General features: G+C 52.5%; 19 protein-coding genes. 14 read left to right on the forward strand and 5 right to left on the reverse strand.

The annotated features are described in order from the left end of the window. Positions 1-62: 62 nt before the first annotated feature. The 10 genes from C2134_RS01520 to C2134_RS01565 all read left to right on the forward strand — a co-directional run bounded on the left by C2134_RS01520 (position 63) and on the right by C2134_RS01565 (position 14,247). Positions 63-275, forward strand: a complete 213-nt coding sequence (locus C2134_RS01520) for a hypothetical protein (RefSeq protein ID WP_103316972.1) — start codon at positions 63-65, stop codon at positions 273-275. Positions 276-588: 313 nt separating this feature from the next. After that, positions 589-909 carry a helix-turn-helix domain-containing protein gene (locus C2134_RS01525; RefSeq protein WP_199179845.1) on the forward strand — a complete coding sequence of 107 codons (321 nt, stop codon included), beginning with the start codon at positions 589-591 and terminating at the stop codon, positions 907-909. Positions 910-1,313: 404 nt separating this feature from the next. Further along, positions 1,314-5,474, forward strand: coding sequence for an NACHT domain-containing protein (locus C2134_RS01530; protein WP_103316974.1), 4,161 nt, complete (start codon positions 1,314-1,316; stop codon positions 5,472-5,474). A gap of 363 nt (positions 5,475-5,837) precedes the next feature. Further along, positions 5,838-6,800, forward strand: coding sequence for a hypothetical protein (locus C2134_RS01535; protein ID WP_103316976.1), 963 nt, complete (start codon positions 5,838-5,840; stop codon positions 6,798-6,800). Beyond that, complete coding sequence (locus C2134_RS01540; RefSeq protein WP_103316978.1) at positions 6,797-7,669, forward strand: hypothetical protein; 873 nt, start codon at positions 6,797-6,799, stop codon at positions 7,667-7,669. The genes C2134_RS01535 and C2134_RS01540 overlap by 4 nt, the downstream gene beginning before the upstream one ends. A gap of 8 nt (positions 7,670-7,677) precedes the next feature. Continuing rightward, on the forward strand, positions 7,678-9,195 hold the full coding sequence (locus C2134_RS01545; RefSeq protein WP_103316980.1) for a hypothetical protein: 1,518 nt from the start codon (positions 7,678-7,680) through the stop codon (positions 9,193-9,195). Between the two features lie 118 nt (positions 9,196-9,313). Continuing rightward, positions 9,314-10,150 carry a vWA domain-containing protein gene (locus C2134_RS01550; RefSeq protein WP_103316982.1) on the forward strand — a complete coding sequence of 279 codons (837 nt, stop codon included), beginning with the start codon at positions 9,314-9,316 and terminating at the stop codon, positions 10,148-10,150. An 8-nt stretch (positions 10,151-10,158) separates the two neighbouring features. Then, positions 10,159-10,887: a protein phosphatase 2C domain-containing protein gene (locus tag C2134_RS01555; protein ID WP_103316983.1), complete on the forward strand. Its 729-nt coding sequence runs from the start codon at positions 10,159-10,161 to the stop codon at positions 10,885-10,887. A 5-nt stretch (positions 10,888-10,892) separates the two neighbouring features. Then, positions 10,893-12,641 (forward strand): protein kinase family protein, encoded by a 1,749-nt coding sequence (locus tag C2134_RS21050; RefSeq protein ID WP_146042051.1) that lies wholly within the window; start codon positions 10,893-10,895, stop codon positions 12,639-12,641. A 73-nt stretch (positions 12,642-12,714) separates the two neighbouring features. Beyond that, positions 12,715-14,247 (forward strand): hypothetical protein, encoded by a 1,533-nt coding sequence (locus C2134_RS01565; protein ID WP_103316986.1) that lies wholly within the window; start codon positions 12,715-12,717, stop codon positions 14,245-14,247. A gap of 19 nt (positions 14,248-14,266) precedes the next feature. Here the strand turns inward: C2134_RS01565 and C2134_RS01570 are convergent, their stop codons facing one another. The 4 genes from C2134_RS01570 to C2134_RS01585 form a co-directional block, all read right to left on the reverse strand. After that, complete coding sequence (locus tag C2134_RS01570) at positions 14,267-15,574, reverse strand: DUF6035 family protein (RefSeq protein ID WP_103316988.1); 1,308 nt, start codon at positions 15,572-15,574, stop codon at positions 14,267-14,269. A gap of 99 nt (positions 15,575-15,673) precedes the next feature. Beyond that, a complete protein-coding gene (locus tag C2134_RS01575; protein WP_103316990.1) occupies positions 15,674-17,428 on the reverse strand; it encodes an SIR2 family protein in 1,755 nt (584 codons plus the stop codon). A gap of 280 nt (positions 17,429-17,708) precedes the next feature. Further along, positions 17,709-18,332, reverse strand: coding sequence for a hypothetical protein (locus C2134_RS01580; protein ID WP_146042052.1), 624 nt, complete (start codon positions 18,330-18,332; stop codon positions 17,709-17,711). 453 nt (positions 18,333-18,785) lie between these two features. Continuing rightward, positions 18,786-19,133 carry a helix-turn-helix domain-containing protein gene (locus C2134_RS01585; protein WP_103316994.1) on the reverse strand — a complete coding sequence of 116 codons (348 nt, stop codon included), beginning with the start codon at positions 19,131-19,133 and terminating at the stop codon, positions 18,786-18,788. A gap of 260 nt (positions 19,134-19,393) precedes the next feature. Here C2134_RS01585 and C2134_RS21055 point away from each other — a divergent pair, with 260 nt between their 5' ends. The 4 genes from C2134_RS21055 (at position 19,394) to C2134_RS01595 (ending at position 21,971) form a co-directional block, all read left to right on the forward strand. Further along, positions 19,394-19,948, forward strand: coding sequence for a hypothetical protein (locus C2134_RS21055; RefSeq protein ID WP_146042053.1), 555 nt, complete (start codon positions 19,394-19,396; stop codon positions 19,946-19,948). 339 nt (positions 19,949-20,287) lie between these two features. Then, a complete protein-coding gene (locus C2134_RS21060) occupies positions 20,288-20,719 on the forward strand; it encodes a hypothetical protein (RefSeq protein ID WP_146042054.1) in 432 nt (143 codons plus the stop codon). A 300-nt stretch (positions 20,720-21,019) separates the two neighbouring features. Then, on the forward strand, positions 21,020-21,646 hold the full coding sequence (gene dut, locus C2134_RS01590) for a dUTP diphosphatase (protein ID WP_233196329.1): 627 nt from the start codon (positions 21,020-21,022) through the stop codon (positions 21,644-21,646). Positions 21,647-21,740: 94 nt separating this feature from the next. Continuing rightward, on the forward strand, positions 21,741-21,971 hold the full coding sequence (locus C2134_RS01595) for a dCTP deaminase/dUTPase family protein (RefSeq protein ID WP_255408051.1): 231 nt from the start codon (positions 21,741-21,743) through the stop codon (positions 21,969-21,971). 69 nt (positions 21,972-22,040) lie between these two features. Here C2134_RS01595 and C2134_RS01600 read toward each other — a convergent pair whose 3' ends face one another. Beyond that, the gene (locus C2134_RS01600; protein ID WP_103316997.1) at positions 22,041-23,750 is read right to left on the reverse strand and encodes a bifunctional metallophosphatase/5'-nucleotidase; all 1,710 of its coding nucleotides are present in this window, start codon (positions 23,748-23,750) and stop codon (positions 22,041-22,043) included. Between the last annotated feature and the right edge of the window lie 212 nt (positions 23,751-23,962).

A 23,962-nucleotide genomic window follows, 5' to 3' on the forward strand; every position in this document is an offset into this window, starting at 1 on the left:
AAGGCATACATCGGCACGACCTGGCTTGCCGTCCAAAATCCATCCTTTTGTACAGGTGAAAAATGCAACAAGCTTTCTCGCCTGAGGCAGCAAGTCTATCGTCCGCCATTACCGCGCCCGAGCGACCGATTGCGGCTGTTGACGGCTTCGCGTACTTGTTCCGCCTGAGCTTCACTGACGTGGACTTCCTGAATCCCTTGCTCTCCAAGAAGGCCCAGCAAAAACATAAGATGCGTTCACGCCTGCCCAAGCCGCCCAAATCCTCGACTTCGTGAATGGCCAGCCAGATAACGTTCATTCATTAGTAGAGCATTGCGAAGGTGGATTTTCCCGTTCATGCGCCATTGCCCTGGCACTACATCAACGATTTGGTTACTTAGCCGAAGTGGAGCGGTTGGCCAAGGGAAATCCGAGCGTGCTGCAACTGATGGGCTTGTCGCGCGTCAAGTGAAGACATACGCTGACCCAGGCCGTAGCGGAGGGATTCGAACTCGCAACAACCAGCAAAAATGTGCTTCTTATTAGCCAATTCCATGTACAAGAGGAAGAATATTGCCTATTGTTGTGAACAGCTTTTAGGAGATGGCTATGGTGATGAACAAGGCTCTCAAGTCTCAAACGGCCGAAGAGATAGAAGCGGAGCTAGGCGAACACCTGAAGACACTGCGGATACATCGTAACCTCGACCAAAAAACGATTGCCGCCCGCGCCGGCATCAGCGTCCGCACACTGCGAAACTTGGAAAGCGGCAGTGGGTCATCGTTGCGCACGCTGATTCAGGTGGTTCGGGTCTTGGGACGGGAGTCGTGGTTCGAGACGATTGCTCCTGTTCCGAGCATTAATCCACTGATGCTGACACGGGCAGCCGTGCCCCGTCAGCGGGCCAGCGCGCCCAGGAAGCCCAAGTGAAGCTGGCCAGTACGAGCTTGCACACGACCCAGCCCAAATGCCAGTACCTAAGCGTCGTTCCCAATGTGTGGCTAGATACCTTTCTGGGTACCGTCCCCTGTACCATAACCTGAATCATACAATTTTCAGACAACATCACGCTGAATAGAACACTTTTCAGACAAAACGACTTGGCTTGATGGGGCAGTCCGACAGGAATCAGACCGTTTAAGCTAGCCATCCGCCTGGCTCCCCTTTGAGTTGCCATGAGACAGGGATTGCGCAATAACGGACTGGTACCAGAATTTGTGCCGACTAGAGTTGCCGGGACATTGTTAATTTATAAAAATTGAAAATACGGACCCAATATGGATAGCGCTATACAGGAAGGAAGCAGACTCTGGGCTCCACGCGGGCAGCCCGTCATGGCTGATGAGCAAGGCTACACAGTGTTCGTTAGCGGGAAATGGCGTGCGTACTACAACACTGATGCAAAACTCACAAACGAGCTCCAGGATGTGTCAGACGTTGTCGTCCTCCTTGGCGAGCCGGGTTCCGGCAAATCCTTCGAACTCAATCTTCTCAAGACACGGGCGCATGAGGTAGCGAGTCGGCACGTATCTTATCTAGACTTAGGCAGATATTCCGACGCTGCACTCTTGGATGCCGCATTGCGACGCGAGCTGAGAGCCTGCATGAACGATGGAGTCCCTACCGTCTTCTTTCTCGACTCCCTGGATGAGTCTCGAGTCAACATTAAGTGTGCAGAAACCGTGCTTGAGGATGTGCTACTTGATGTTTCTCCTGGCTTACTACAGTTGGTTATTACCTGCCGTACGCCGGCCTGGCCCGACTCGCTAACAGAGTTTCTACAAAAGCACTGGAAAAATAAGAGCACCAAAGAATCTTCGGTTTCAATTTTCGAAATTGCGCCTTACTCTCGAGAGCAAGTGCTGGTACGCCTAGCTGAAGAGAACCTCGATAAAGACAGTTTCTTTGAAGCCATAGACAGTTCAAATGCACACGGACTAGCCCGACAACCTCTAGGGCTCAAATTCTTGATGTCCCAATTCAAAGATGGCTCGACATTCTCGACAAGCCGATGGGAGCTTTATGAAAGAGGCTGTGCTGCCCTTCTGAAAGAAAATAGCTCGCGCCGATTGGAAGGAGCCAGCTCTTGCTTGCCTAATGTCCAATCCCGGCTACAGCTGGCGGGGTTAATTGCAACCTGCGTACTACTAACCAACAACTCCGACATCGTGCTGGACAACACCGGCGACTTTGCACCCGCCGAGGCGCTATGCTTGGATGTGGCGCGACTACTGACGGTTCCTCTTGAGGCCTGTGGTGACGACTGGCATGCCACGATTGCACAGTATACGGAAACCCTACAGTCTGGCTTGTTCATTACAAAAGAGGATGGCGTATTTGTTTTCGCCCACCGAACATACGCAGAATTTCTTGCCGCGCACTTCATTTCTGCACTGCATCTCCCAACCAGACAAGTCATGGCTGTTCTCACCCTCCCCGATAACTCGGGACGCTTGGCACCGCAACTTCGAGAGCTTGCAGCATGGCTTGGGCACAGTAATCCGGAGCTGCTTGGCTTGATATTGAACGCTGAGCCAGAGATAGTCTTTGACAGTAGTATATCGCTTACGGACGAGGCACACATTTCGGCAATCTTTGATGAACTAGCCTCTTTAGTTGAGCGGCACAAACTACCGATATACGACCGTCGACAAATTAGCGCCTACCATAAGTTACGTCATTCTGGATTGCTCGAAAAACTACGAGAGATTCTCTCAAACAACACAAGACCGGTTGCTCTGCGCCAGTTTGCCGCGGATGTGGCGCGACAGTGCGAAATGGTTGACTGCCTCCCTGAACTCATCGATATTGCCCTAGATGCGTCCGAAAACTACCAAGTTCGACAAAGTGCAGTGGAGGCCGTGTCAACTGGCTCTCAAAAAGCAAAAAACGCATTGCGGCCACTATTTACCGACGACAATCCCGAAGACATTGACGATGAGTTGAGAGGTCTTGCGCTGCTTTGTGCGCTGGATTCTGGTGCGTCAATAGGAGAACTCATTGGTTTCATCACAAAGGAAAGACGCTCAAATTTAAGTGGCATGTACGCATTAGCCCTGAGGCGGTTGGAAACCACGGACACGCAGGCCACCGACATACTCCCGCTTCTATCTTGGTTGGTGCTGCAGCTTCAGCAAGAAGCTGACAGGATGGACATTGGATGGGAAGATTTTGTCGCCCACATGTTTAGTAAAGCCGCATTGGCTGTCATATCCAGCGACGAGGAGTGGGAGGCTTTAGGAAAAGCGGCTTGGCTTGCCATCGCCAACCATTACAAGCTCTCCGTTTCGCGCGAGGAACAAGGTTTCGATAAAGGACTGGGGCTCGAGGAGCATCCCGATAGACGGTTACGGCTACTGGATTCAATTCTAAATGCCGCAAAAGGCGAGCCCCAGAACATTGCTGGGCAGCTACGCCACGGGACAGGGCTACTCAGTGACACTGATGGACCATATTTGATTGACGCGTACCAACGTGAGCAAGGTTCCAAAGCAAAGCAGCAAATCATCGCTCATCTGGCCCTCTGGCATGTCCATGACAATAGTGCTGTTCGAGAGTGGCTACTGAACGCGGCCAGCCCGAGTGCTGAAAATCGAGACATTCTGCTGGCAGAATTGGCTAGCGATTATGTTAACCCCGTGCTGCTAGACTCGCCTAAAGCGGACAACCTTAGGAAAACATGGGCCTACATGTCCCAGAACGCCTCGCCGGCAAAGCCTGCAACTGTGAAAATGCGGTCAATAGACTTACTCTTGGCCGCTTTGTCGCGTGCTGAAAACGGGGACACGTGGGAGTGGGTCAATATCCTATGCTATCTACGCTACGAAGAACATTTCGAGTGCTACGGCTGGCCCGGCCTCGAAGTAACTACTACCCCACTTTGGGCAAAGCTAAATACCATAACGCAACATCAGCTTATGGCGGTTGCTCGAGCGTATTTATACGCTACAGGCCCAGTTGAAAATCTCGCAGCAAATCAGATGAATCCGTACGAAGCTGCCGGTATCGCAGCATTGGTGCTCCTGTACTCCACCGGCCATGGTAATAACGACGAGTTTTCTGAACTCGTCGTGAAGTGGGCACAGGCTATTGCTCGCTATCAATGTCAGGAACAACCACGAGCAGTTATCAACGAGCTGTTGCGGCTAGCCTGGACTCGTGACGAGGCCGCCCTGATGTTGCTACTGACCAAAACCTGTGAGCAGCATTTGGCCATCGAAAATGCCGCTCGCTTGCCTGAGTTTGCCACAGAGTTCATGCCCAGCTCCCTGTTCCATGCGCTGGAAAAATTATTACCCCAAATTAAAAATGAATCAGGATTTCTGGTACTGAGCGAGTTTCTCTCCGAGCATGGCAGTCACGATGCCATCGAAAAATTACTCGCGCGCATCCAGTCCTTATCCGACCTATCGGTTGCACCTGCTCCGAAACTACTTGCGCAATTAGCCAAGCATGCACCTAGTCAACTGATTGCGCATGTCTGGGACCGATTGAAAAAATGTCCGGCAGCCGTGGCGCAGTTGGCTGCCCAGATGCAAGTCTTTTCCTCAAGCCAAGGCATCGCGCTTTTGCGGGTTGACGCAGCTGTAACAGAGCAGATTTTTGAGATTCTAGAGAAACAATATCCATTCTCTGACGATGTGAAGTTGCACGGTTTTGTCACTGAACGACATTACATCCAGGACGTCAGAACTAGCTGCCTCCTTCACTTGCGTAATCGTGCAGATGTTACCGGCCTTGAAGCGCTCGAGAGAATCGCTATACGACATCCTGACATCACGTGGACCGCATCCCTAATAAAGGAAGCCGAGCAGAAACTTGCCCGTGACTCATGGCTGCCTTATGAGGTTCGCGAAGTGACTGCGGTTCTCGGCATATCAACCGGCCGCGTTATCAGAACTGAAGAGGAATTGCATGCTGCCACGCTCAGTGAACTTCAACTGATTGCAGACAAAATTTCCGCGACGGCTCGGTTGCCTGCGGTCCATTTTTTATGGGATGAAGCCTCTAAACGTCCCAAGCATGAACCTAGGTTGTGTGATTGGCTTGCTGGCGAGCTGGAAAATCGCCTTTCGCAGAAGGACGCTATCGTCAACCGCGAGGTTCAAGTCAGGTCGCACAATCCAAAGGGCGTGGGTGAACGTACAGACATCCTTATCCAACTCGTATCTCCGGCGAAAAGTGGCAAGCCCGCCAAAACTCTTAGCCTCGTCATTGAAGTTAAGGGGTGCTGGAACAAGGAGCTGATGACGGCACCGGTCTCACAGTTGCGCGACAACTATATGAAGGCATATGACGCCACATTAGGAATTTACCTCGTCATGTGGTTCATGTGCGAAAGGTGGACAGCTGACGATACCCGAAACCGTAAGACGCTAACACTCATTCCCGCGGGGACGTACAAGGCGTGTGCCGACACAGTTGCCAACGCCTGTCATGTGGCATCAGCTGAAGGGAAGACGATAACCCCAGTAACCATTGACTGTACTTACTAAAATACAAGAGCGCCGTAATCTGGTGCCCACTAATTTGAATACTCATAGAGAGAGACTGTCGAGCATCAGCGTTTTCGAAGCCGGCAAGGTGGAGTCACCCGCCTAGTAAGGCTTCCCGCCGCTTTGGTGCGCCCGCTTTGCAGATAAATCTGTTCGCTGATTGTCGGCTGATGTATCCTCCATTCATGCGTTAAGCATTATTGCACAGCATATTTTGTGGCGTTTGTAATCGTGGCAAGTGTTCTTTGAAACTCAAATGTTGCTGTCTTCGAGATTGAACGCTGCCGTCCAGCTGGACTGGAAATCTCTACCAGCTCGAAGATTTGTCTAGCTCGAGCTAAGTAGTTGGAAAAAGGAACAAAAATGGGTTGGCTGGAATTCAAGTGGAAGGTCCAGGACATTTCTGAGCGGGTTGGCAACTTTGTTTCTGGTGGGTATCTCGACAAGAAGAAGAGCGAGCGTATCGTACGCTGGGCAAAGGAGCAGCAGGAGGAAGCCCAGGAGCGCCTTGAAAAGGCGCGAACCGACACACGTGAGGCACTTGATGCGCTGGGAGCACTAAAGGCCAACATTCTCAGTACGATGGTGCCGGAGTTTCTCCAAGTGGTCGAAGTGCTTGGCAGCGTCAAGCTGCGCGAGCGGCAGACTCATCTTGAGAACCTCAAGTTGGACCAGATGCTCCATCAAGTTAGCGAGTTGAAGGCTGTTTCAGCGCAGGTCAGCAAGCTAATGCTGGGCGGCGCGGGTGGTGCGCTCGGCGGCGCGACCCTGGCGGCAGGTGCTTACGGGCTTGCTGGCATCATCGGTACAGCGTCGACTGGGACAGCAATCGGTTCTCTTTCGGGGGCGGCTGCAACGAATGCGACTCTAGCATGGCTTGGTGGCGGCACGCTGTCTGCCGGAGGGCTGGGAGTTTCTGGTGGCATGGCTGTCCTGGGTGGTATTGCCGTTGTACCTGCGGCGCTCCTAGTAATGTATTTGAGCCAGAATCACGCCAAACAGAGGCTTAATGAGGCGCGAGACTTTCGCGACGAAGTCGAGGTATTCGAAGAACAGACCAAAACCATCGTGGCACAGGCCGATGCGATTCGGGAAGCAGCCAAAATCATGATAGATGCACTTGATGGTATGGCCCTCGTGCTAAAAACCCAGACCATGAAAATGCAATCTGCGCTGAGACTTGCCGCCGAGCAGGCACTGGAGCTGCAGGGTGCACTTGAGCGACCACTTCTAACGGATGCTGGCTTAATGCGTGAGGAGTTTCTCGAATATATTGCGACGAATGGCGAGGTTTACCGTAGCGTCAAGCAGGAGGTTGCAGTATGAACAGGCAGTTTCCGATATCGGTTCCGGGTGTCGATGCACCGCGCACGTTCGGTGGGTGGCTGGCTAATTTCCTGGGTGCCGGACGTCTTGACCGTAAGACCGCACAATGCATGCGCTTGGAGGCAATGGCCGCCATCAACGAGGCTCAGGCGAAGCTCGCTGAAGCGAGACGCGAGGCTTCAGCTGTACTTGATGAGTACCATGAGCATAAGGAAATGGTCTATCGCGAACACGTCGCCGGTTTTTCGGGAGCGTATGCGCTCATCGATAAATCTGCACGCAGCAGCTACGTTGCACAGTCCGAATCACTCAAACTGGCTAAAGCGCTCGAGGCGCCAGAACCGCCTCCCTTGCCATCCAGCATCACGAATATCATAGGAGGCTTGTGTCTCGGAGGGGTGCTGGGTGGCCTGCTGGGTTATGGACTGCTTGCTGCAGACGTCCTAGGCGGTGCCTTTGCACCTGCGGTCATCGGTGTTTTGGCCGGAGTGCTCAGTTTTGCTCTTGCTATGCGTGCAGGCGCCATAGCCGGCGCGCAGCATAAGGATGCCACTCGCCATTTCATAGCAGGAGAGTTGGCGCAATATATGTTTGAAGTCGACAGGAAAATTCATTCCCTTGACAAAGTTGCTCCGAGTGTGGTTGCCATGAAGATTGACATCGAACATCTGGATGGAACGCTGACCCGCATGGTTGAACAAGTCCTCGACCCGCTACTGGGGGATTCCTTCAATGCCTGCGACTTGCTTATAGCCATTCTCGATACGCCGCTGCTTGATGGAGAGGGTGCTCTCATGGGAGGCGTCATTGAAAAGCTGCAGAAGCAGCGGGTGGACGTCGGTGAGATGCAGAGCAAACTGACCGCATAAGGACCATCATGTCGTCCAAAAACAACCCGCCTCACGACGCCGAATATGACGATTTTGAGCGTGAGGTTCGCATAGCTGCAACCCTCCAGCTCGAACGGTTTTCAATGGCGACCGCCCAGCATTTTGCGTCGTATGAAGAGCTTGCCAGAATTTCCAACTTCAAGATTACGGACCCGCATAGCAACTACCTGCAACAGTCGGGCTTTTCAGCTGAGGTTAAGCAGGTTGCTCGAACCAATGCGGAAAGCATTCTTTCAGGCAGCAGCACGAGATACGCACGGACGGACGACCTGAACCACGTCAACCATCCGGTGTACGACTACGTGGAGGTCGATGTCGATACTGGTGCAGCTCTGATGGGAACGGATGGCGGTTTTGTCGGTGGCGCCCAGATGAAGGTTCACAAGAACATTGAGAGCTATCAGGCGCACTACAAGGAAAACTACGAGAAGTACAAGTCGGCAAAGCTTCCCCTGCCTGCGGACCAGTTCGATGACATCATGCGTGATTGGGACCGGCAGCAAGCCAGTTTGGAAAAGCAGGTCGAAGCGCTTACCAAGCAGGGGAAAGCAGAGCTTGCGACTCAGAAGCAGGATGAAATTAATCGCATCAAGGATGTCCGCAGCCGCTCAGAGAAGAGCAAGGTATCGACTTCCGACGCGATGGAGGCTCGCAAGTCTCCAGCATTGAGCGTTGGCAAGGATGCCGTTCACATCGCACACAAGGCAGGTGTTCAGGCCGGCATGACTGCGGCGACCATTGGTGGCGGTGTCAGCCTGGTGAGAAACGGCTATAGCGTGTTCAACGGTGACAAGAGCGCGGGTGAGGCTTCGCTCGACATCCTCACTGATACGGGGCGAGTCGCTGCTACAGCCTATGTCTCTGGCGCGATGACCGCCTCTCTCGGTGGTGCGTTACAGGCGACCAACGAGCAAGTGTTGCGTAACCTAGGCAAGGGCAACACGCCGGCGATGCTTGTCCAGACCTCGACCATTCTCGCCAGGGGCGCGATTGATGTTATCAAAGGGAAAATCACGCCCGAGCAACTGGTTGGTCAAATCAGTCGCGAAGGAACGATGCTAGCAATGTCGCTCACCGGGTCGAATTTTTGCGCCGTCGTCGGCACTTTTGTTGCGCCAGGCATTGGTACGATAGTGGGCGGGTTTGTTGGTGGCATGGTCTCCTCGATGTTGAGCGGCAGCGTTCACGCCACCTTGCAGCAGTCGGTTCGGGACCTTGAGCTCTCTGATGAGCAGCGCAGAAGAACGCAAGAGGTTTGCGCGCGGCTCGTCGCTCAGCACAGGGAATATCGTCAGCAGATGCATGCAGTATTCGACCAGTTCTTTCTCGAGAAGCGTACTCAGCTCAAGTCGGCGTTTGACAGTATCGCTGAGGCTACTATGCACGGAGAGAGTATCCACGAAGGCCTGGCAGGCGTGGCGCAGGCCTTCGGAAAGCAGCTTGCCTTCGAGAACGGTGCTCAGGTCCGGTCCCGACTACGGGGTGGGCAGGTGATTGAATTCTGACCTTTCTGACCAAGGCTCGTGTAGGGCTGGCCCCCTTTAAAATGAAATATTGATTTTAATGCTTTGCCGGCATGATTTTGGCATGCGATGATTGGCAAGTCATCTATCAGGAGCCAACATGCCATACCAAGCCTCCATCCAACGCAGTACGCCAACCGCTTTTCTGTTCTTAGTCGACCAATCAGGTTCCATGGGGGACTTGATGGCAGCTTCCGACAAGACCAAAGCTCAATTCGTTGCAGATGTGCTCAACCGTACGCTGATGAACCTCATCACTCGCTGCTCGAAGCCCGAAGGAATTCGCGACTACTTCCAAATTGGTGTTATCGGTTACGGTGGCATGGGGACTTGTAACGGTTTTCAAGGCCCTCTGGGAGGCAGTATTTTGCATCCAATTTCCAGCATTGGCGCTAACCCGCTACGCATAGAAGAGCGCCGCAAGAAGGTGGATGATGGTGCGGGGGGGCTCATCGAGCAAACAGTAAAGTTTCCAATCTGGTTTGAGCCACAAGCCGATGGAGGCACCCCAATGTGTGCCGCGTTGACCCAAGCGGCGGAAGAACTTGCTTCCTGGTGTGATGCCAATCCAGATAGCTACCCTCCGACGGTTTTACATGTGACCGACGGGGAGTCCACAGATGGCGACCCAGAAATGGTCGCGGACACCTTGCGTCAATTTCAGACCAACGATGGCAATGTGCTGTTACTGAACCTGCATGTGAGCGCGCAGGCGGGCAACCCTATCCGATTCCCCGCTGCGGAGGGTGGATTACCCGACCAGTACTCCAAGCTGCTCTTCAGAATGTCCAGCCAATTGCCCCAGCATCTAGTTAGCTATGCCCAAGGCAAAGGGTTTAGCGTCTCTCATGAATCCCGAGGGTTCATGTTCAATGCAGAGGCGTCTGAGATTGTCGAGTTCTTTGACATCGGCACACGTCCGTCGCAAATGCGGTAGAGCATTCAATGTTACGTGTAGAGTTCCATGCGTCAGTTCCCAAAGAACTGGAACAGCCAGAGCTGAACGAAGATGCGCTGGCCATCGATGAGGCGGCAGGCAGGTTCGCCGTTTCTGATGGGGCCTCCACAGCATACGATTCGCGCATCTGGGCGAACATGCTGACGGCGCGTTTTCTTCAGTCTCCGGCGGTAAACCATGAATGGGTGACAGCTCTTATCCGCGAATACCGTGCGAGCTACGACTTCGACCAGCTATCGTGGATTCAACAATCCGGTATTGAGCAAGGGGCCTTTGCTACCTTGCTGGCGGCAGAGTTCCAGCCCGAGCGGGTGGAGCTGGAACTCCTCTGTGTCGGCGATAGCCTGGCCGTCCTGGTCGAAAATGGCACTGCCTTAAAAACCTTTCCCTACAGCCATGCTGAGCAGTTCGATGTAGACCCGACGTTGCTCTCAACACGTAGCGACGCCAATGAATTTATAACAGCCAGCCAGTTCTACAGCCAGTACTCAACGACCTGGTCCCTCCACAACAGCTCAGTGGTCCTGCTGATGACTGATGCCCTGGGGAAATGGTTGCTAGAAGCGTCGGCAAAGGACCATTCCACATTACAGCAACTGCTCACCATCAGTTCAGAAGAGGAATTCGAACAGCTGGTAATGACACTTCGCGAGACGAAACAGATAAAAGTCGATGATACGACTCTCGTGAGATTGGCATTTGAAGTGAAAGTTTAAGCCTGATGCGTTATCCCAGCCTTGAGCAATACCAAGTAGCACTGCAATCGCCGAGGACAGCCTTTATTGATGCGTCCTTAGCCTCCGGCTCGATACCGACCAATATGCTCAGCCTGCCAGAGGTTATCAGCGGGGGCTTTGCGCTCACCTATCGTGTAGACGTATCGAGCAACCGTTATGCGGTACGGTGTTTTCATAAAGAGTCCACTGCACTTGAGCAGCGTTATACCGCAATAGCGAAACAGTTGAGGTCGCTAGCGTCTCCTTATTTCTTAACTTTCGAATACCAATCGCAGGGCGTTAGGGTCGATGGCGCTGTTTTCCCATTGGTAAAAATGGCTTGGGCTTCCGGGGAAACGTTGGGCGAGTTCCTTGAAGCCCACCACAAAGACCGTCAAAAGCTGTCCAATTTGCAGCAGGCCCTGCGGTCGCTGGCGACATATCTGGAACAGCAGGGAATTGCTCACGGGGATATTCAGACAGGCAACCTGATGGTGTCGAAAGATGGTCGAACCATACAGTTGATTGACTATGATGGGATGTTTGTTCCAGAGGTCACGGCGCTAGGCTCGGCGGAAATGGGGCATCTCAATTTCCAACACCCCAAGCGCGATGCCCGGCATTTTGATAGTCGACTGGACCGCTTTTCATTCATTCTGCTAGATTTGGCTCTGCGCGCCTTACAAGGGCACCCTCAGTTGTGGATGGCCACCCAGTGTGAATCGGACTCGATAATTTTCCGAGCCAACGATTTCGTTGACCCATCGTCATCAAGGGCTTTCACTCAACTTTCTAAGCTATCCGGCCTCGACCGAGACGTCAAAAATTTTGCTGCCATTTGTCTAGGGGGCTACAGCGAAGTCCCATCCTTAACAGAGTTCATCAATGGGCAGTACACCCCCAGAACTGCAGTGGCCTTGGGGACGAGTACACAAGCCAGAGGCCGCGCGGCATACCTTAGCCAGTACCCTGTTCTGGCTGGTGGCGACTACATGTTGCTTAAGCGGCATATAGGCCAAATGGTAGAGCTCGTAGGCAGGATTATTGAAGTGAGTGAAAGTAGGACGCGACACGGCAAACCCTATGTATTCATCAACTTTGCAGACTGGCGTGGCCAATGCGTAAAACTCACCATTTGGAGTACCGCCCTTAGCAAATTCTCTAGCAAGCCAACAAAAAGCTGGGAGGGGCGATGGGTCAGTACCAAAGGGTTGGTTGACCCTATTTACCGTAGCAAACCGAGCGCTCGTCAGAAGTATGAACATATCAGCATAACTATTTCCGCGCCCAACCAAATCCTGCTGCTCGACGGAGAAGAAGCGCTTTATCGTCTTGGCAGGTCAAGCAACGCCAAGGTGACGCCACGGGTAGAAGCAGTTAATAACAGCGAATTGCTCTCGCAATTACGGGAAAATACTCCTTCGGCAGTAAGTTCACCGGCTCGGCCGAAAACCCAGCAACCACCGCCATCCCCAAATCAACAACTACTGGCCAAGTTGAAGGGCCAGCAAGCCACCCAGAGTCCCATTACAAATAGAAGCGCACCGGCAACTCCGCCTCTGCAACCACAAAGAGTGCAACGTACACCGACATCAACTCCAGCGAGACCGCCAGCAGTTCCCATTCAGCACAGAACACCCATGATTGTCCAGCACACCCAAGTCACAGGTAAGAAAGGGCGAATTCGTAAATGGCTGTACTGGGGCGGAGGGTTGCTTTTTCTGTATTGGGTACTGACTGCTTTTCATGCATGAGTTCCTATCATTTTGCGGCTGAGACGGGCTCAAGTGCTTAACCGAATAAGCTTTTAGGAACTGTAGAATAAAGATGAGAAATAAGACCGCTTGGGAGAAAGCCGCTGAGGCACAGGGGACGACCGAATCGGAACGTGTCCTGACCCAGCTCGCTCGCAAAGCGTTTCTGAGCCTGTGGAGCTACCCAAACGTCTATAGCGATGAAGGAAGGCCAGGTGGGAAGGGAGACGGCAAGGAGCTGGTAGACCTACTGGTGGTCTTTGGCACTAATGTGCTTCTGTTTTCCGACAAGCACTGCGCATTTCAGTTAAACATAGACATCAAGGTTGCTTGGCCTCGTTGGTATAAGCGGGCCATCGAAAAGTCTGCAAAACAGCTTGCAGGCGCTGAAAAGTTCCTGCGGCAGTTCCCGGACCGCATCTTCGTCGATAAATCATGCCAAACCCCGCTGCCTGTATCTCTTCCAGACCCGGCCATAGCCCGTTATTTCCTAATTGCGGTCACGCGTGGTGGTCACGAGGCAGCCGCTAGATACTTTGGTGGTGGCAGCACGGGCAGCTTGATGTTCAACAACCGGCTCGCGGGAGATGCTCACTACGAACAGCCATTCGAAGTCGGTTTCCCGCTCAAAGGCCGGCGCTTCGTCCACGTTCTTGATGAGGTGACGGTTGGTGCTCTTTTGGAGGAGCTGGATACGGTACCAGACCTTGTCGACTACCTTGTTTGCAAGGAACGCTTTTTGGGAGCCGATATCGCATGGATAAGTATTGCCGGCGAAGAGGAATTGTTGGCGAGGTATATGTGCACCATGGAAAGCGGCCGACACTCATTGCCCAGGGTACCGAATGATATCAATGCAGTCATCATCCCTGAAGGTGACTGGCAACACTACTGCTCAAGCCCCCAGCGAGCGGCCAAGTGCCAAGCTGACCAAGGCAGCTATATGTGGGACGAGCTTATTGAATACCAAGCTTCTTTCGTTCGTGCAGGAACCGCGATTGGACTTCCTGAAACACTACCGGAAACCATTGACCACGAACGTGTCCTGCGCGCTCTTGCCTCAGAGTCCCGACTAGCCAGGCGTGCGCTAGCAAACGACTTCCGCTTTGCTCTCTCCAAGCGTACGCCCGGTGAGAAGTTTGCACGCATGACCCTGAGTAGCGATAACATGTCTCGCGCGTATGTTTTCCTGACAGTACCAATATCGCCAAATATCGACTACCAAGCTTACCGTGATATGCGTGCGGCCGCACTATTCGCATATTGCCACGGCATCAAGCTACGCTTTCCGCACGTAATCGAAGCAGTAGGCATAGCCTCAGAACCATTCTCCGAGGAAGCTACCTCGCAAGACTTCCTGTATGTCGACCTTTCTAAAGGCCTGGGACCAGAAGAATCTGCCATGTGGACAGACATGATGGAGGAGTTCAATGCATTGCAGACACCGGCTAGAGACGTTCAATATCAGATGCAAAAAATTACCGAGTTTCCAATACCATTCAACTTCGGTGAACCTCAGCACTACGAGTACAATCCCCATGTTCCAACGAACCGTGCTGAGCGACGAAAAATGAAGCGCAAAGCTAGAAAAAAACAAAGAAGATGAATAGAAGGCAGGTATAATTTCAAAGCTGAGAAATATCACCAAGTTCTGGGAATAACAGCTTGAGTAGCTCATCATGATTGGTATCTGGACGATAAGAATCGTCTCCGCGGGCAATAGCAGCTTTGTATACCTTTACCTTCCTCTGCCAATTGCCCGTAAGGTCTTCCGCTCGAATTTGCTCCGCTCGGTCATAGACCTGTAGAGCCCTCCTAAATATTTTCAGAATCGGCTTTTGAGCACTGGCAATCCAGTGTGCCAACTCCACCAACGTTGAATAATTCCACCCCACTGGCTGGCCATGCTTTGCCGAATACAAAGCATTTAATATTTTCCGAGGCAACTCGGCAGGATATTCCGGCAATCGAAATTGGCTCTGAATAAACTGCCCCCTAACCGTTCCCCAAGCTTTTAGGTCGACAGGGCCATTGTCAGCCACATAGTCTAGCCAAAAAGCTTCGAAAGCCTTCGAACACAATTTTTCTGGGGAAAACTCTTGTTTTTTCCATGTCTGCAGCGCATTGTCGTAATCGAAATAGAACGCACGTTGCCCCGCTAGGTCGAGCGTCAAGTCGTGAAAAGCAACAACCTTCCGGGACAAGTTGGTCGACGCTGGCTGCGCCCAGATGCACTCAAGATGGAATGTGGCCTGCTTAAGTGAAGTTGCGACGGTCTCTCGGTTAACAATAAAAGCATTTTGATTGTTATTGAAAAACACATCATCTTGCGTCAGACGCCGGTTATCATCCTCAAACTGTGCGAATATCCAGAATAGCAGCGCCCCTTCCTTCAGATAAAACTGACGCCGCTCAGCGATAACATTCAGGTATGTCGTTGAAAGCTGAATCTCGAAGATGACCGGAATATTGCCATACCTCGCCTGCACATCCGGGCGCCGCCACTGGCCCAAAGAGCCCTTCCAAGTGTCTTCACTACGAATCTGGTAGAACCTGGGGTCCACGGAAAGGCACTGCACGACCCAATCCTTCATCCGCCTATGCAAAGCGCTTTCTTTAGCGCCATCGTATTTTCTAGCGTTGATTTCTAGCTGGGACAACTCGCCTCGGGTCCGCGCGGGGCACCGGTCGTCCTCAAGTTCATGTCGGAAAAAGAAGTGTTGTTTGTCTGGGCAGCTCACAAGATACACAGCGATACCGCATAAAGAACAAGCGTAAAGTGGTTCATGCTTATTAATCTGCGTGCGCAATGCCATCCGAAGTTTCATTACCTCAGCGTAATCCGAGCTAATAACCTCAGCGACAGGATAGTGCTGGCCGGTGTGTAAATCCAGAACCTCTTGGATAGCTGGATGTTCGACTGCGAGCGTCATGCACCTCTCCTCGTGATTATGGGTGATAGCTGCCGCCCGACGCTGGTTTACTCCAATACATTGCGGCCTGAATATTCGAATTGGATAAAGCGCTATCCATCACCACCATTTTAGTTTCGGAATAAACTCCTCCAATGCGTCTAGCTGCTTGCGGCACTCATCGGCAGTGACGCCAAACAGATTGCTTGTAACAAGAGGGGAATTGTCACCTTCTTTGGCTAACTGCGACCGAAGCGATGAAATGATTTGGGCTTGGTTTTCATCCCTATAGCCAAAGGCTCCAGGAGGTGCCCAATACCTGAAATACTCACCTACCTCTGTATTTGCGCTGTAAGCCAGGGCCAACATGAGTTCGAATCTATCGAAAGCCAATTCGTATGCTTTTACACTGGAAAAGCGTCGTTCCAGTTGCGGCGCCAATCGCTCGTGCAACCAATCGCTCAGAGGTGCGTAGTGATTTTCCTTCCCTTCCAGCAACTTGGCACTGCTGTCTTTCTCAAACAGGCACTTAGGAGGAAGCAGATGTACGGTTTGCTTGGTTTTCTGGTACTCCCTCACGATAGGGGCTGAAAGCAAACGTTGTACAAATGAGTACCGCGTCGACTCAAGGGCTGATACACCGAGAGCAAAGAGGAGAAGGGTTGCTGGAAAACGCGTCAACTCCCCCCATAAGGCGTAACCACCGTCCTGTGCCTGTCCACTCGCGAGCTTCTGCAAGGCTCGCACCCAGACCTCTTGGTGGTCATCGTTCGCCCATCGACCAGCTTCAATGGCCATTGCCACTAACGTGGTCATCGCGGCTTCATATGCTTTGACCCGGTGGTTGAACTGGGCCGCATCAGGGGGCGGCCCGCCTTGAACGGGAAATTTGTCGATTCCAATTTCGGACAGTACGTGCTCGACCTCGCCTTCAACTAAGTCGGCATGCTGAATCCGGTAGCGTGGCTCGGACATGTACCGCTTCAGGGCGGTAACGGCCGCAGCTGTAGACAAAGGGTGTGGTCTCGCAAATTCTTCTAGAGCTTCTACTTGCCGATGTATCGTACTGAAGAAGCTATCGGCATCTGTGATGGAGACAACCTGGGCACCTCGGTGCTCAATCAGCTGTCTTGCAGCATCGCCCGGCTCCCCACGAACTGCCCAATAGGTGGCAAATCGCCGCGATGGTGCGCGGAAGATGGCACACCGGAGCGCTTCATCCCAGTCAGCAGACCAACCGCAAACAATCAGGCCGAACTCGTCGAAGATGCGGTCGAGCAAAGTGTCGAACTCGGCGGGATAACCACTTAACTCTTCGGGAGTGTTCCGGATACGAGTATCGAGATAGTCGCCGTGTACCTTAAATACGCAGCATTGCGTATGGATGAGCGGCATTGCGCCGTGAACATGGTCAGAGCTACTGAGCACCGTGGGCGTGACCCCGACATCAAGCAGTGCCAGTTCCATCAGGCGGTCGAAGTTGGTCGTCACAATGACTCGCACAAAGCCCTTGGCAACCAAGTCGGCAATGGCGCGGTGGGCCGGCGTGGGCTGCTTTGCCCCTTCTTCCTTTTCCTGTTCGGTCGGCTCCCAATACTGCCGCAACAGTTGCTGTCGCTCCGCGGGGGTCTTGGCCAGCGCGTCGAGCAATTCAGAGTAGTCCGGCTCTTTGTTGAACTTGTCGCGATACCACGCAGAAGGGTCTACTCCACACTCTTCGCCACTCACAGTTGCAAGGCGTCGTACCAGGTCTAGCGTGATTTCCCAACCTGTCGGAATCCTGGCCGACCGTGACAGTCCAGAGCCGAAGAGCACGGCATACACGCCGCGATTGGCCTGCATTGAAAAGGCCAACGAGTGAATCGGTTCAATCATGTATCCCCCGAGATTTTCTTATATGGCGTCGCCAGACACAGTCTGCTCCAGCCCCACATGTGTCGATGTCAGTGCGGTAGCTTGCGTGCGGCAAGAACCGAAAAGGCTGAGCGGCTTGTCTCAAATAGGCTATGTCGACTCATCAAGCCATTCATTTAGAATATCACCTTGGAGATGCTAAGGGCTACTCGGGATTGTCCGCTGCTTAGCCTAGAAAATATGTATCCGTATCTTGGGGTCAGAGCGCCCAAGGGCATTTCTTACCCAAACATGTAATATGCTAGACAAAGTCCACTCGGATGATTCGCTCCGGAGAAATAGGGGTATTTTCTCCATCAAAGCACATAACCGAATTACTGTCAGGCACCCCTTCCAATAGGGCTGACCTCAAGTAACAGAGAGCCACCCCCAGATAAGTTTCCACCAGCGAATCAGAAACCGCGACGAATTTTACAAGTGCGGGTCGCCAACGTTCCTGGAAGATAGGCAATAAATCCAGTTCACCGGCGATACGTATCTCTTCACAGAGGTCGTCAATAATTTCCGGCATACCCAGATAATCATGTTGGGAACAGGATTCTGCATGGAAGGCCAACTCTCGTATTAGAATGGCATAGGGGCCCCAGTGCATGGGATTGGTTATCTTTTCGCGAAAATGGTATGCATAACCACCTTTGCGGGCAAAAGCCTGACGAACTTGTTCTTGATGTTGGTCGTTGTCCAGTGTGGCCAGGATGGTTTCTTTTAAGGAGTCAAGCCGCTGCCCCAAGGGAAAAATGCCTTCCCGGAAGGTGGTTCCGTGTGGGACTCGTGTCCCATGGAACCAGCAGACCTCTGAAGGCAACTGTGGGTTGCCAAAGTGTGAGGTGGCCCTTTCGAAGAGGTATTGCTGAAATTCAGGCAAGTCTCGACTGTGCTCCTCGTAATGAAGGCCATGTACAGGGTCCTGCACAAACCTCAGAAACGATTCCGCAGAACACTGAAATGCTTGGCAAAGGGACGAAACTGTGCTCTCACGCGTCTCACAATCTAACCGGTTAGGACTTGTAGTCATCGTTATTTTAGGGTTTTGCTTAGCCAAACTTGGTGAAAATAGCATCCGCCGCCTAGGCTACTACTAACAACCGAGTCAGCGCTTTAGCTTCACTTGCTTACATCCGCAACCGTTGCACGAATGAGGTCACCGACGAGGTCTACAAAGTGCTCTCTGGCTTCCGTCCGCTTGCTCCAAAGCTTCAAGTCTTCGTCGGTTATCCAGCGCATTTCTCATCCTTCCTGGTGTTATGCATCCGTAGTCTTCTTGCATTAACTAATTCGATGAAATTCCCCCATCATGAAGTTTGAGCACCCTGATGAATCAACCTTTGGTGTTATCAGGATGTGTTAACGATTGCTCTTGCTCAATTAATGCTTGAACCCAACTCTTCTTGCATTGAGATAACTGGCCCCAAGCAAGAATGACCATCGCAAGGTCATCATCCTCACAGTAGAAGTATGGCGGGGGTACATCCAACAGTTCGGCCAACCGTACCGCCATGTCAAACGGAGGTGCATGAGTACCCGTTTCGTATCGACTGATACGAGCGCTGGCCGTACCCTCATCGAGCCCAACCATAACGCCAAGCTTGTCTTGAGGAATGTCTCGCCGCAGGCGAGCCTCTCGTAATCGCTTACCAAATATCGATGCTGGGGGTTTTGTACGCATCCTACGATGCTCGTAGGATGCTCTTGCAACGTCTCTACGTAAAACGTAGACTAAACCTCCCCGCTAGCACTCGCTCATCAACTTGCTTCCGCACTCTCCCGGCCTAGTGCTGGCCAGTGCTGCTCTGCTTGTTTTTGTGCTTGCCTGTTTGTGCTTACTTTTATCTAATTTTTTGGCTGCCTATGACAATCACTCGAAAACCTATTGGCTACTTCACTGCTCTAGGAGCAATGGCACTCTTAGCTGCTTGCTCGGAGAAGGTGCCCAACGACAAATTAACTTACGAAACCGTATTGTCATACGCCAAAAGCGATGAACTTGAGGGACTCATTGTCGACGATTTTAAGAAAGAAAATGGATGGCAAGACACTTCATCAGAAAATAAGTACAACGTCAGATATAATTACAATTTAAAGTTAACTAAGCCTCTCCCAGAAGTTGTTCTAGCACTTGCCAATGGAATCGTGAATACAGTTCAGGAACGGCATAGAAATCCTGGATTCATGGGGATTGATGCTCTGCAAACAGAAGTTAACATTTCGTCTCAAGCCGACAACTGGCTCACTCCGCAAAAAGAGACATTCCCAGCCAGGAGAGATGCTTTTTTACTTAAATGTAAGCCTTGCACTGACTTTCTTTCAAAAGGCAGCAAAGAGGAAATAAAACTTCACTGGAATGCTTTTATTGCTGCCTGGTCTGAGCTAGAGAAGATGGGATTCAAAGATAAAGCCACAGTAGGTGATAAGGTTGCCCGACAGGCGTGGTCAGGATTTATGAAAACTGAAAATGGCTGGCGCCCCATCGTTTCTCAGTAGATGCGGCTGATATGCACCCTGACCAGTGCCAAAAATGACTCGAACAGGTACTCCATTGTATTATCAAATTACAAGCCACGAGAAAAACACCAACCCCTTTTGAGCTGCCTTAAAGGCTTCCTCCCTGGGATTGCCTGTAGTCCTAGATGCACTGGTCAAACAGTTTGGTGATAATCCAAACTCACCACGACAAGCAATCAGCACAAATGAAGCACCCACGGAAATATATGGAGAAAACAGTAGCCTCCGGATATCTACTTAGAAATTCCTGGTTGATATGAGGGCCCATTTGGATGCCTCTACCCACTAACCAGTTGCTACCTGAAATTGAAAACAAATATGAAAAAAACAAATTTCTTTGAAACTTATCTATTCAATGGAGACTGGCACACTGAGATTCTTCGTGCAATTTCACTTTGTGAGGCAGAAGTGAAATCTGCCAATATCAAAGCCATCATCTTAGAGCTGAAGAAAACACTGGAAGAAATAGACGAATGTCTTCACACTGTAACCGTGACAGCTCCCCTACCTATTGGTTTCGAGCCTAACTACCTACTCAAATTACTAGCTGCCGAAGTGGATTCAGAGGCCGTGATAACATTACTCCATCCTAGCCAAATTGCACTGACTATAACTCACAGGGGCAGTCATAGCTATGTTGAGCAACTGGCTAAGAAATGGCTCCGAGATGGAATTACAGGAACAATGTATACCATTGCACACCAAAATGGAGACGGGCTATCGAAAGGGCTTCCCTCTTTAACCTTGTAAAAATTGGTTTTCGAGTTTGGAATACCATCCAGCGGCTAACCCACCAGCAAGTCGAGAAACGCTTATTGCCTGAGCTCGGGATGCAATTGAACAAAAAACATAGGCCCTCTAAGAAATATTGACCGAAAAATGACAAAAGATTTTTCCTGGTCAAAATGACAAAGTTCAATCAAATCTTTCTCGTCATCACACAAAGCTGGGTCCTGGTGCGAAATTCTCGCAATAAATGCTCAGCCGAAGGCCGGATATGACACTTACAATAGACGTCCCTCTTCCCAATTCTCTATGAAATGAGCCCAGGTGCCGGATTTTTCCACACCGTGCTATCAAAAAAACACCTCCAACTTCTCTGGGACATCAACACTCTTAACCGTTTTACCAACTATCTTGTTAAAATTCGGCATTCAATTTGGTACTGGCATGCCCAGCTACCCGCTACGCCCCAAAATTACCCAAGGACCAAAAATGTTCCGAAGAATTGAAGCCCGCATCGTCAGTCCCTTACTGGGCAACAAAATTGACCTTCCTTCCTATGCAACCGAAGGTTCGGCCGCCATGGACCTGCGCGCTTGCCTTGAGGAACCGGTAACGCTCCCCCCCAGTGGCCGTATCCTGGTGAAAACTGGAATTGCTATCAATATGATGGACCCCAGCCTTGTTGCTATCGTCGCCTCACGCTCTGGACTTTCCCTGAAGCACGGAATAAGGGTATCTCAAGGGATTGGGGTCATTGATGCGGACTACCATGGCGAGATTGGCGTAATCCTATCCAATGATGGTACAGAAGCTTATACAATCGAGCCGGGCGAACGAATCGCACAGTTGATGTTCCAGCCAGTAGTACAAGTGGGCCTCAGCTTCGTCGAGAAATTTTCGACAGAGACGGAACGCGGAACCGGCGGCTTCGGCAGCACCGGTAAGTCCTGACCCAAAGGGAGGTCAGCCCCTGTAAAGGCATCGATTGAGGCACTAAGCCAACCAGTCTCGACTTACACGCAGGAATGGCAAGGGTTTCAGCCGATTGAGACACTCCAGGGTGCGCATAGCCATCGGCCTGATCGACTCCGACTACCAGGGCCAGGTGTTCGTCTCGGTCTGGAACCGCGGCCAGGAGCCGTTCCGCCTGGAGCCGCTGGAACGCATCGCCCAGATGGTCATCGTGCCGGTGGTGCAGGTTGGCTTCAATATCGTGGACGACTTCGACGCGTCCGACCGCGGCGCCGGCGGCTTCGGCAGCACCGGCCGCGGCTGATTCAGCCCATTCTGAAAATAAAACCCGGCGCGGGCAGATGCCTGCGCCGGGTTTCTTTTTTGCCGACAATCAGGGCAAAACGCTGATGCGATTCAGCTTGGGCACCGCCACCACGGGCTTGGACTGCAAATAGCGCTGCATCACGTCCACATCCACCTCGCCCACCACGCGGTCGGTGCCCTGCGCCAGCACCGTGAAGCCGTCGCCGCCGCCGCCGATGAAGTTGTTGACCTGCACCGTGTAGCGGGCCTTGGGATCAATCGGCACGCCATTGATGGTGATGCTCTTGATGTCCACCTTGCTGCCAACCGGCGCCGACTTGCTCCAGCTGTAGCTGAAACCGGACGAAACCTGCAGCATCTTGCCCCTGGCCGGATCGCTCCACTGCTGCTCCAGCAACTGATCGATCTGCTCGCCGGTCAGCTTCATCGTCAGCATGGTGTTGCCGAACGGCTGCACGGTGTAGATCTGCTTGTAGCTCACATTGCCATTGGCGTCCGGCACCAGGTCGGCGCGGATGCCGCCCGGATTCATGAAGGCCACCACGGCGCCTTGCTTGCTGCCGGCAGCTAGCTGAGAGTCGGCGATCACGTCTCCCAAGGTCGTTTCGCCGGCGGCGTTGGCATTGCGGGTCAGGCTGCCGCCCAGCTTGCCCACAATGCGCTCGGCCTGATCCGCAGACTTGATCAGATAAAACCGCACCAGGTCGGTGATATTGGCTAGCGGCTTGATGTCCTGCGTCACCGGACGGTTCACGGCCTGGATCGAGCCGGGGACAAAGGTTTTGCTGACCGGGTCCAGCTTGAAGTCGATCTCGGTGAACAGCTGGCCGTAATTCTTGGCGCTGGTCACGCGGCGATCATCGATGACGCAGTTGTAGGCCTGGTGCGTGTGGCCGGTCACCACCAGCCCCACCGTCTTGTCCAGCTTCTTGACGATATCGACGATGGGGCCGGAAATGCCTTTGCAGTCGTCAAACGTGCCGGTCTGATAACCGCCCTCATGCACCACCACCACTGCCGCCGCCACACCCTGGGCTTTCAGCTTGGGAATCAGCGCATTGACGGTATCGGCCTCGTCCTTGAAGCTCAGCCCCTGGATGCCGGCCGGGGACACGATATCGGGCGTGCCCTTCAGCGTCATGCCGATGAAGGCCACCGGGATATTGCCGTACTTTTTGATTTCATAGGCTGGAAACAGGGTGCTGCCATCCGGCTTCTGCACATTGGCCGCCAGGAAACGGAATTTGGCGCCGGCGAAACTGCCGCCATTCTGGCAGGTGGTATCGCCCGCGCCAGGCTTGCAACCGCCATTCTGCATGCGCAGCAACTCGTCCTGGCCGTCATCGAACTCATGATTGCCCACGGCGTTGATATCCAGGCCCAGCAAATTCATCGCTTCGATGGTGGGCTCGTCATGGAACATGCCGGACACCAAGGGGCTGGCGCCGATCAAATCGCCGGCCGACACGACCACCGTATTGGGCGATTTGTCGCGCAGCTGCTTGACCCAGGCTGCCAGGTAATCGACGCCGCCAGCGGGCGTCTTGATGGTCTTGCTCGGATCTTTCGGGTCCGGCAGCGTCAAGGTGCCCGGGGATTCCAGATTGCCATGGAAATCGTTGATGGCGACCATCTTGACGGCCACCGGCGCCGCGGCCGGCAATTGTTCGTAATTGCTTGCGCCAGTATGCCCGCTCACGGAAGAAGAGGAATCGGACATGCATCCGCCCAGCGCCAAAGCCAGGCTCAGGCACAGGGTCGTCGGAATGAATTTCATTGCCATGCTCCATTGTGTTTGTTGTGATCCGGCGCGCGCCGCTGCCACGGACATGCGCCAGGCCGTCAACATACACAATTGGCATGAAATTTAAATCAATAATCGCCCAACAGTGGCATTAAATTCCATATTTTTGCAAAAATACCAAAAGAAAACGCCGCGAGACTCGCTCGCGGCGTTTGACTGCATCCCGGCTCAAGCCGGGACGGAAC

Origin of the sequence: Chromobacterium sinusclupearum (assembly GCF_002902845.1) — a bacterium.
GTDB lineage: Bacteria > Pseudomonadota > Gammaproteobacteria > Burkholderiales > Chromobacteriaceae > Chromobacterium > Chromobacterium sinusclupearum.

Bases quoted from the DNA above. Each gene is read 5' to 3' on its own strand.
- C2134_RS01520 (WP_103316972.1), top strand. From the start codon at position 63: ATGCAACAAGCTTTCTCGCCTGAGGCAGCAAGTCTATCGTCCGCCATT.
- C2134_RS01525 (WP_199179845.1), top strand. From the start codon at position 589: ATGGTGATGAACAAGGCTCTCAAGTCTCAAACGGCCGAAGAGATAGAA.
- C2134_RS01530 (WP_103316974.1), top strand. From the start codon at position 1,314: ATGGCTGATGAGCAAGGCTACACAGTGTTCGTTAGCGGGAAATGGCGT.
- C2134_RS01535 (WP_103316976.1), top strand. From the start codon at position 5,838: ATGGGTTGGCTGGAATTCAAGTGGAAGGTCCAGGACATTTCTGAGCGG.
- C2134_RS01540 (WP_103316978.1), top strand. From the start codon at position 6,797: ATGAACAGGCAGTTTCCGATATCGGTTCCGGGTGTCGATGCACCGCGC.
- C2134_RS01545 (WP_103316980.1), top strand. From the start codon at position 7,678: ATGTCGTCCAAAAACAACCCGCCTCACGACGCCGAATATGACGATTTT.
- C2134_RS01550 (WP_103316982.1), top strand. From the start codon at position 9,314: ATGCCATACCAAGCCTCCATCCAACGCAGTACGCCAACCGCTTTTCTG.
- C2134_RS01555 (WP_103316983.1), top strand. From the start codon at position 10,159: ATGTTACGTGTAGAGTTCCATGCGTCAGTTCCCAAAGAACTGGAACAG.
- C2134_RS21050 (WP_146042051.1), top strand. From the start codon at position 10,893: ATGCGTTATCCCAGCCTTGAGCAATACCAAGTAGCACTGCAATCGCCG.
- C2134_RS01565 (WP_103316986.1), top strand. From the start codon at position 12,715: ATGAGAAATAAGACCGCTTGGGAGAAAGCCGCTGAGGCACAGGGGACG.
- C2134_RS01570 (WP_103316988.1), bottom strand. From the start codon at position 15,574: ATGACGCTCGCAGTCGAACATCCAGCTATCCAAGAGGTTCTGGATTTA.
- C2134_RS01575 (WP_103316990.1), bottom strand. From the start codon at position 17,428: ATGATTGAACCGATTCACTCGTTGGCCTTTTCAATGCAGGCCAATCGC.
- C2134_RS01585 (WP_103316994.1), bottom strand. From the start codon at position 19,133: ATGCGTACAAAACCCCCAGCATCGATATTTGGTAAGCGATTACGAGAG.
- C2134_RS21060 (WP_146042054.1), top strand. From the start codon at position 20,288: ATGAAAAAAACAAATTTCTTTGAAACTTATCTATTCAATGGAGACTGG.
- C2134_RS01600 (WP_103316997.1), bottom strand. From the start codon at position 23,750: ATGAAATTCATTCCGACGACCCTGTGCCTGAGCCTGGCTTTGGCGCTG.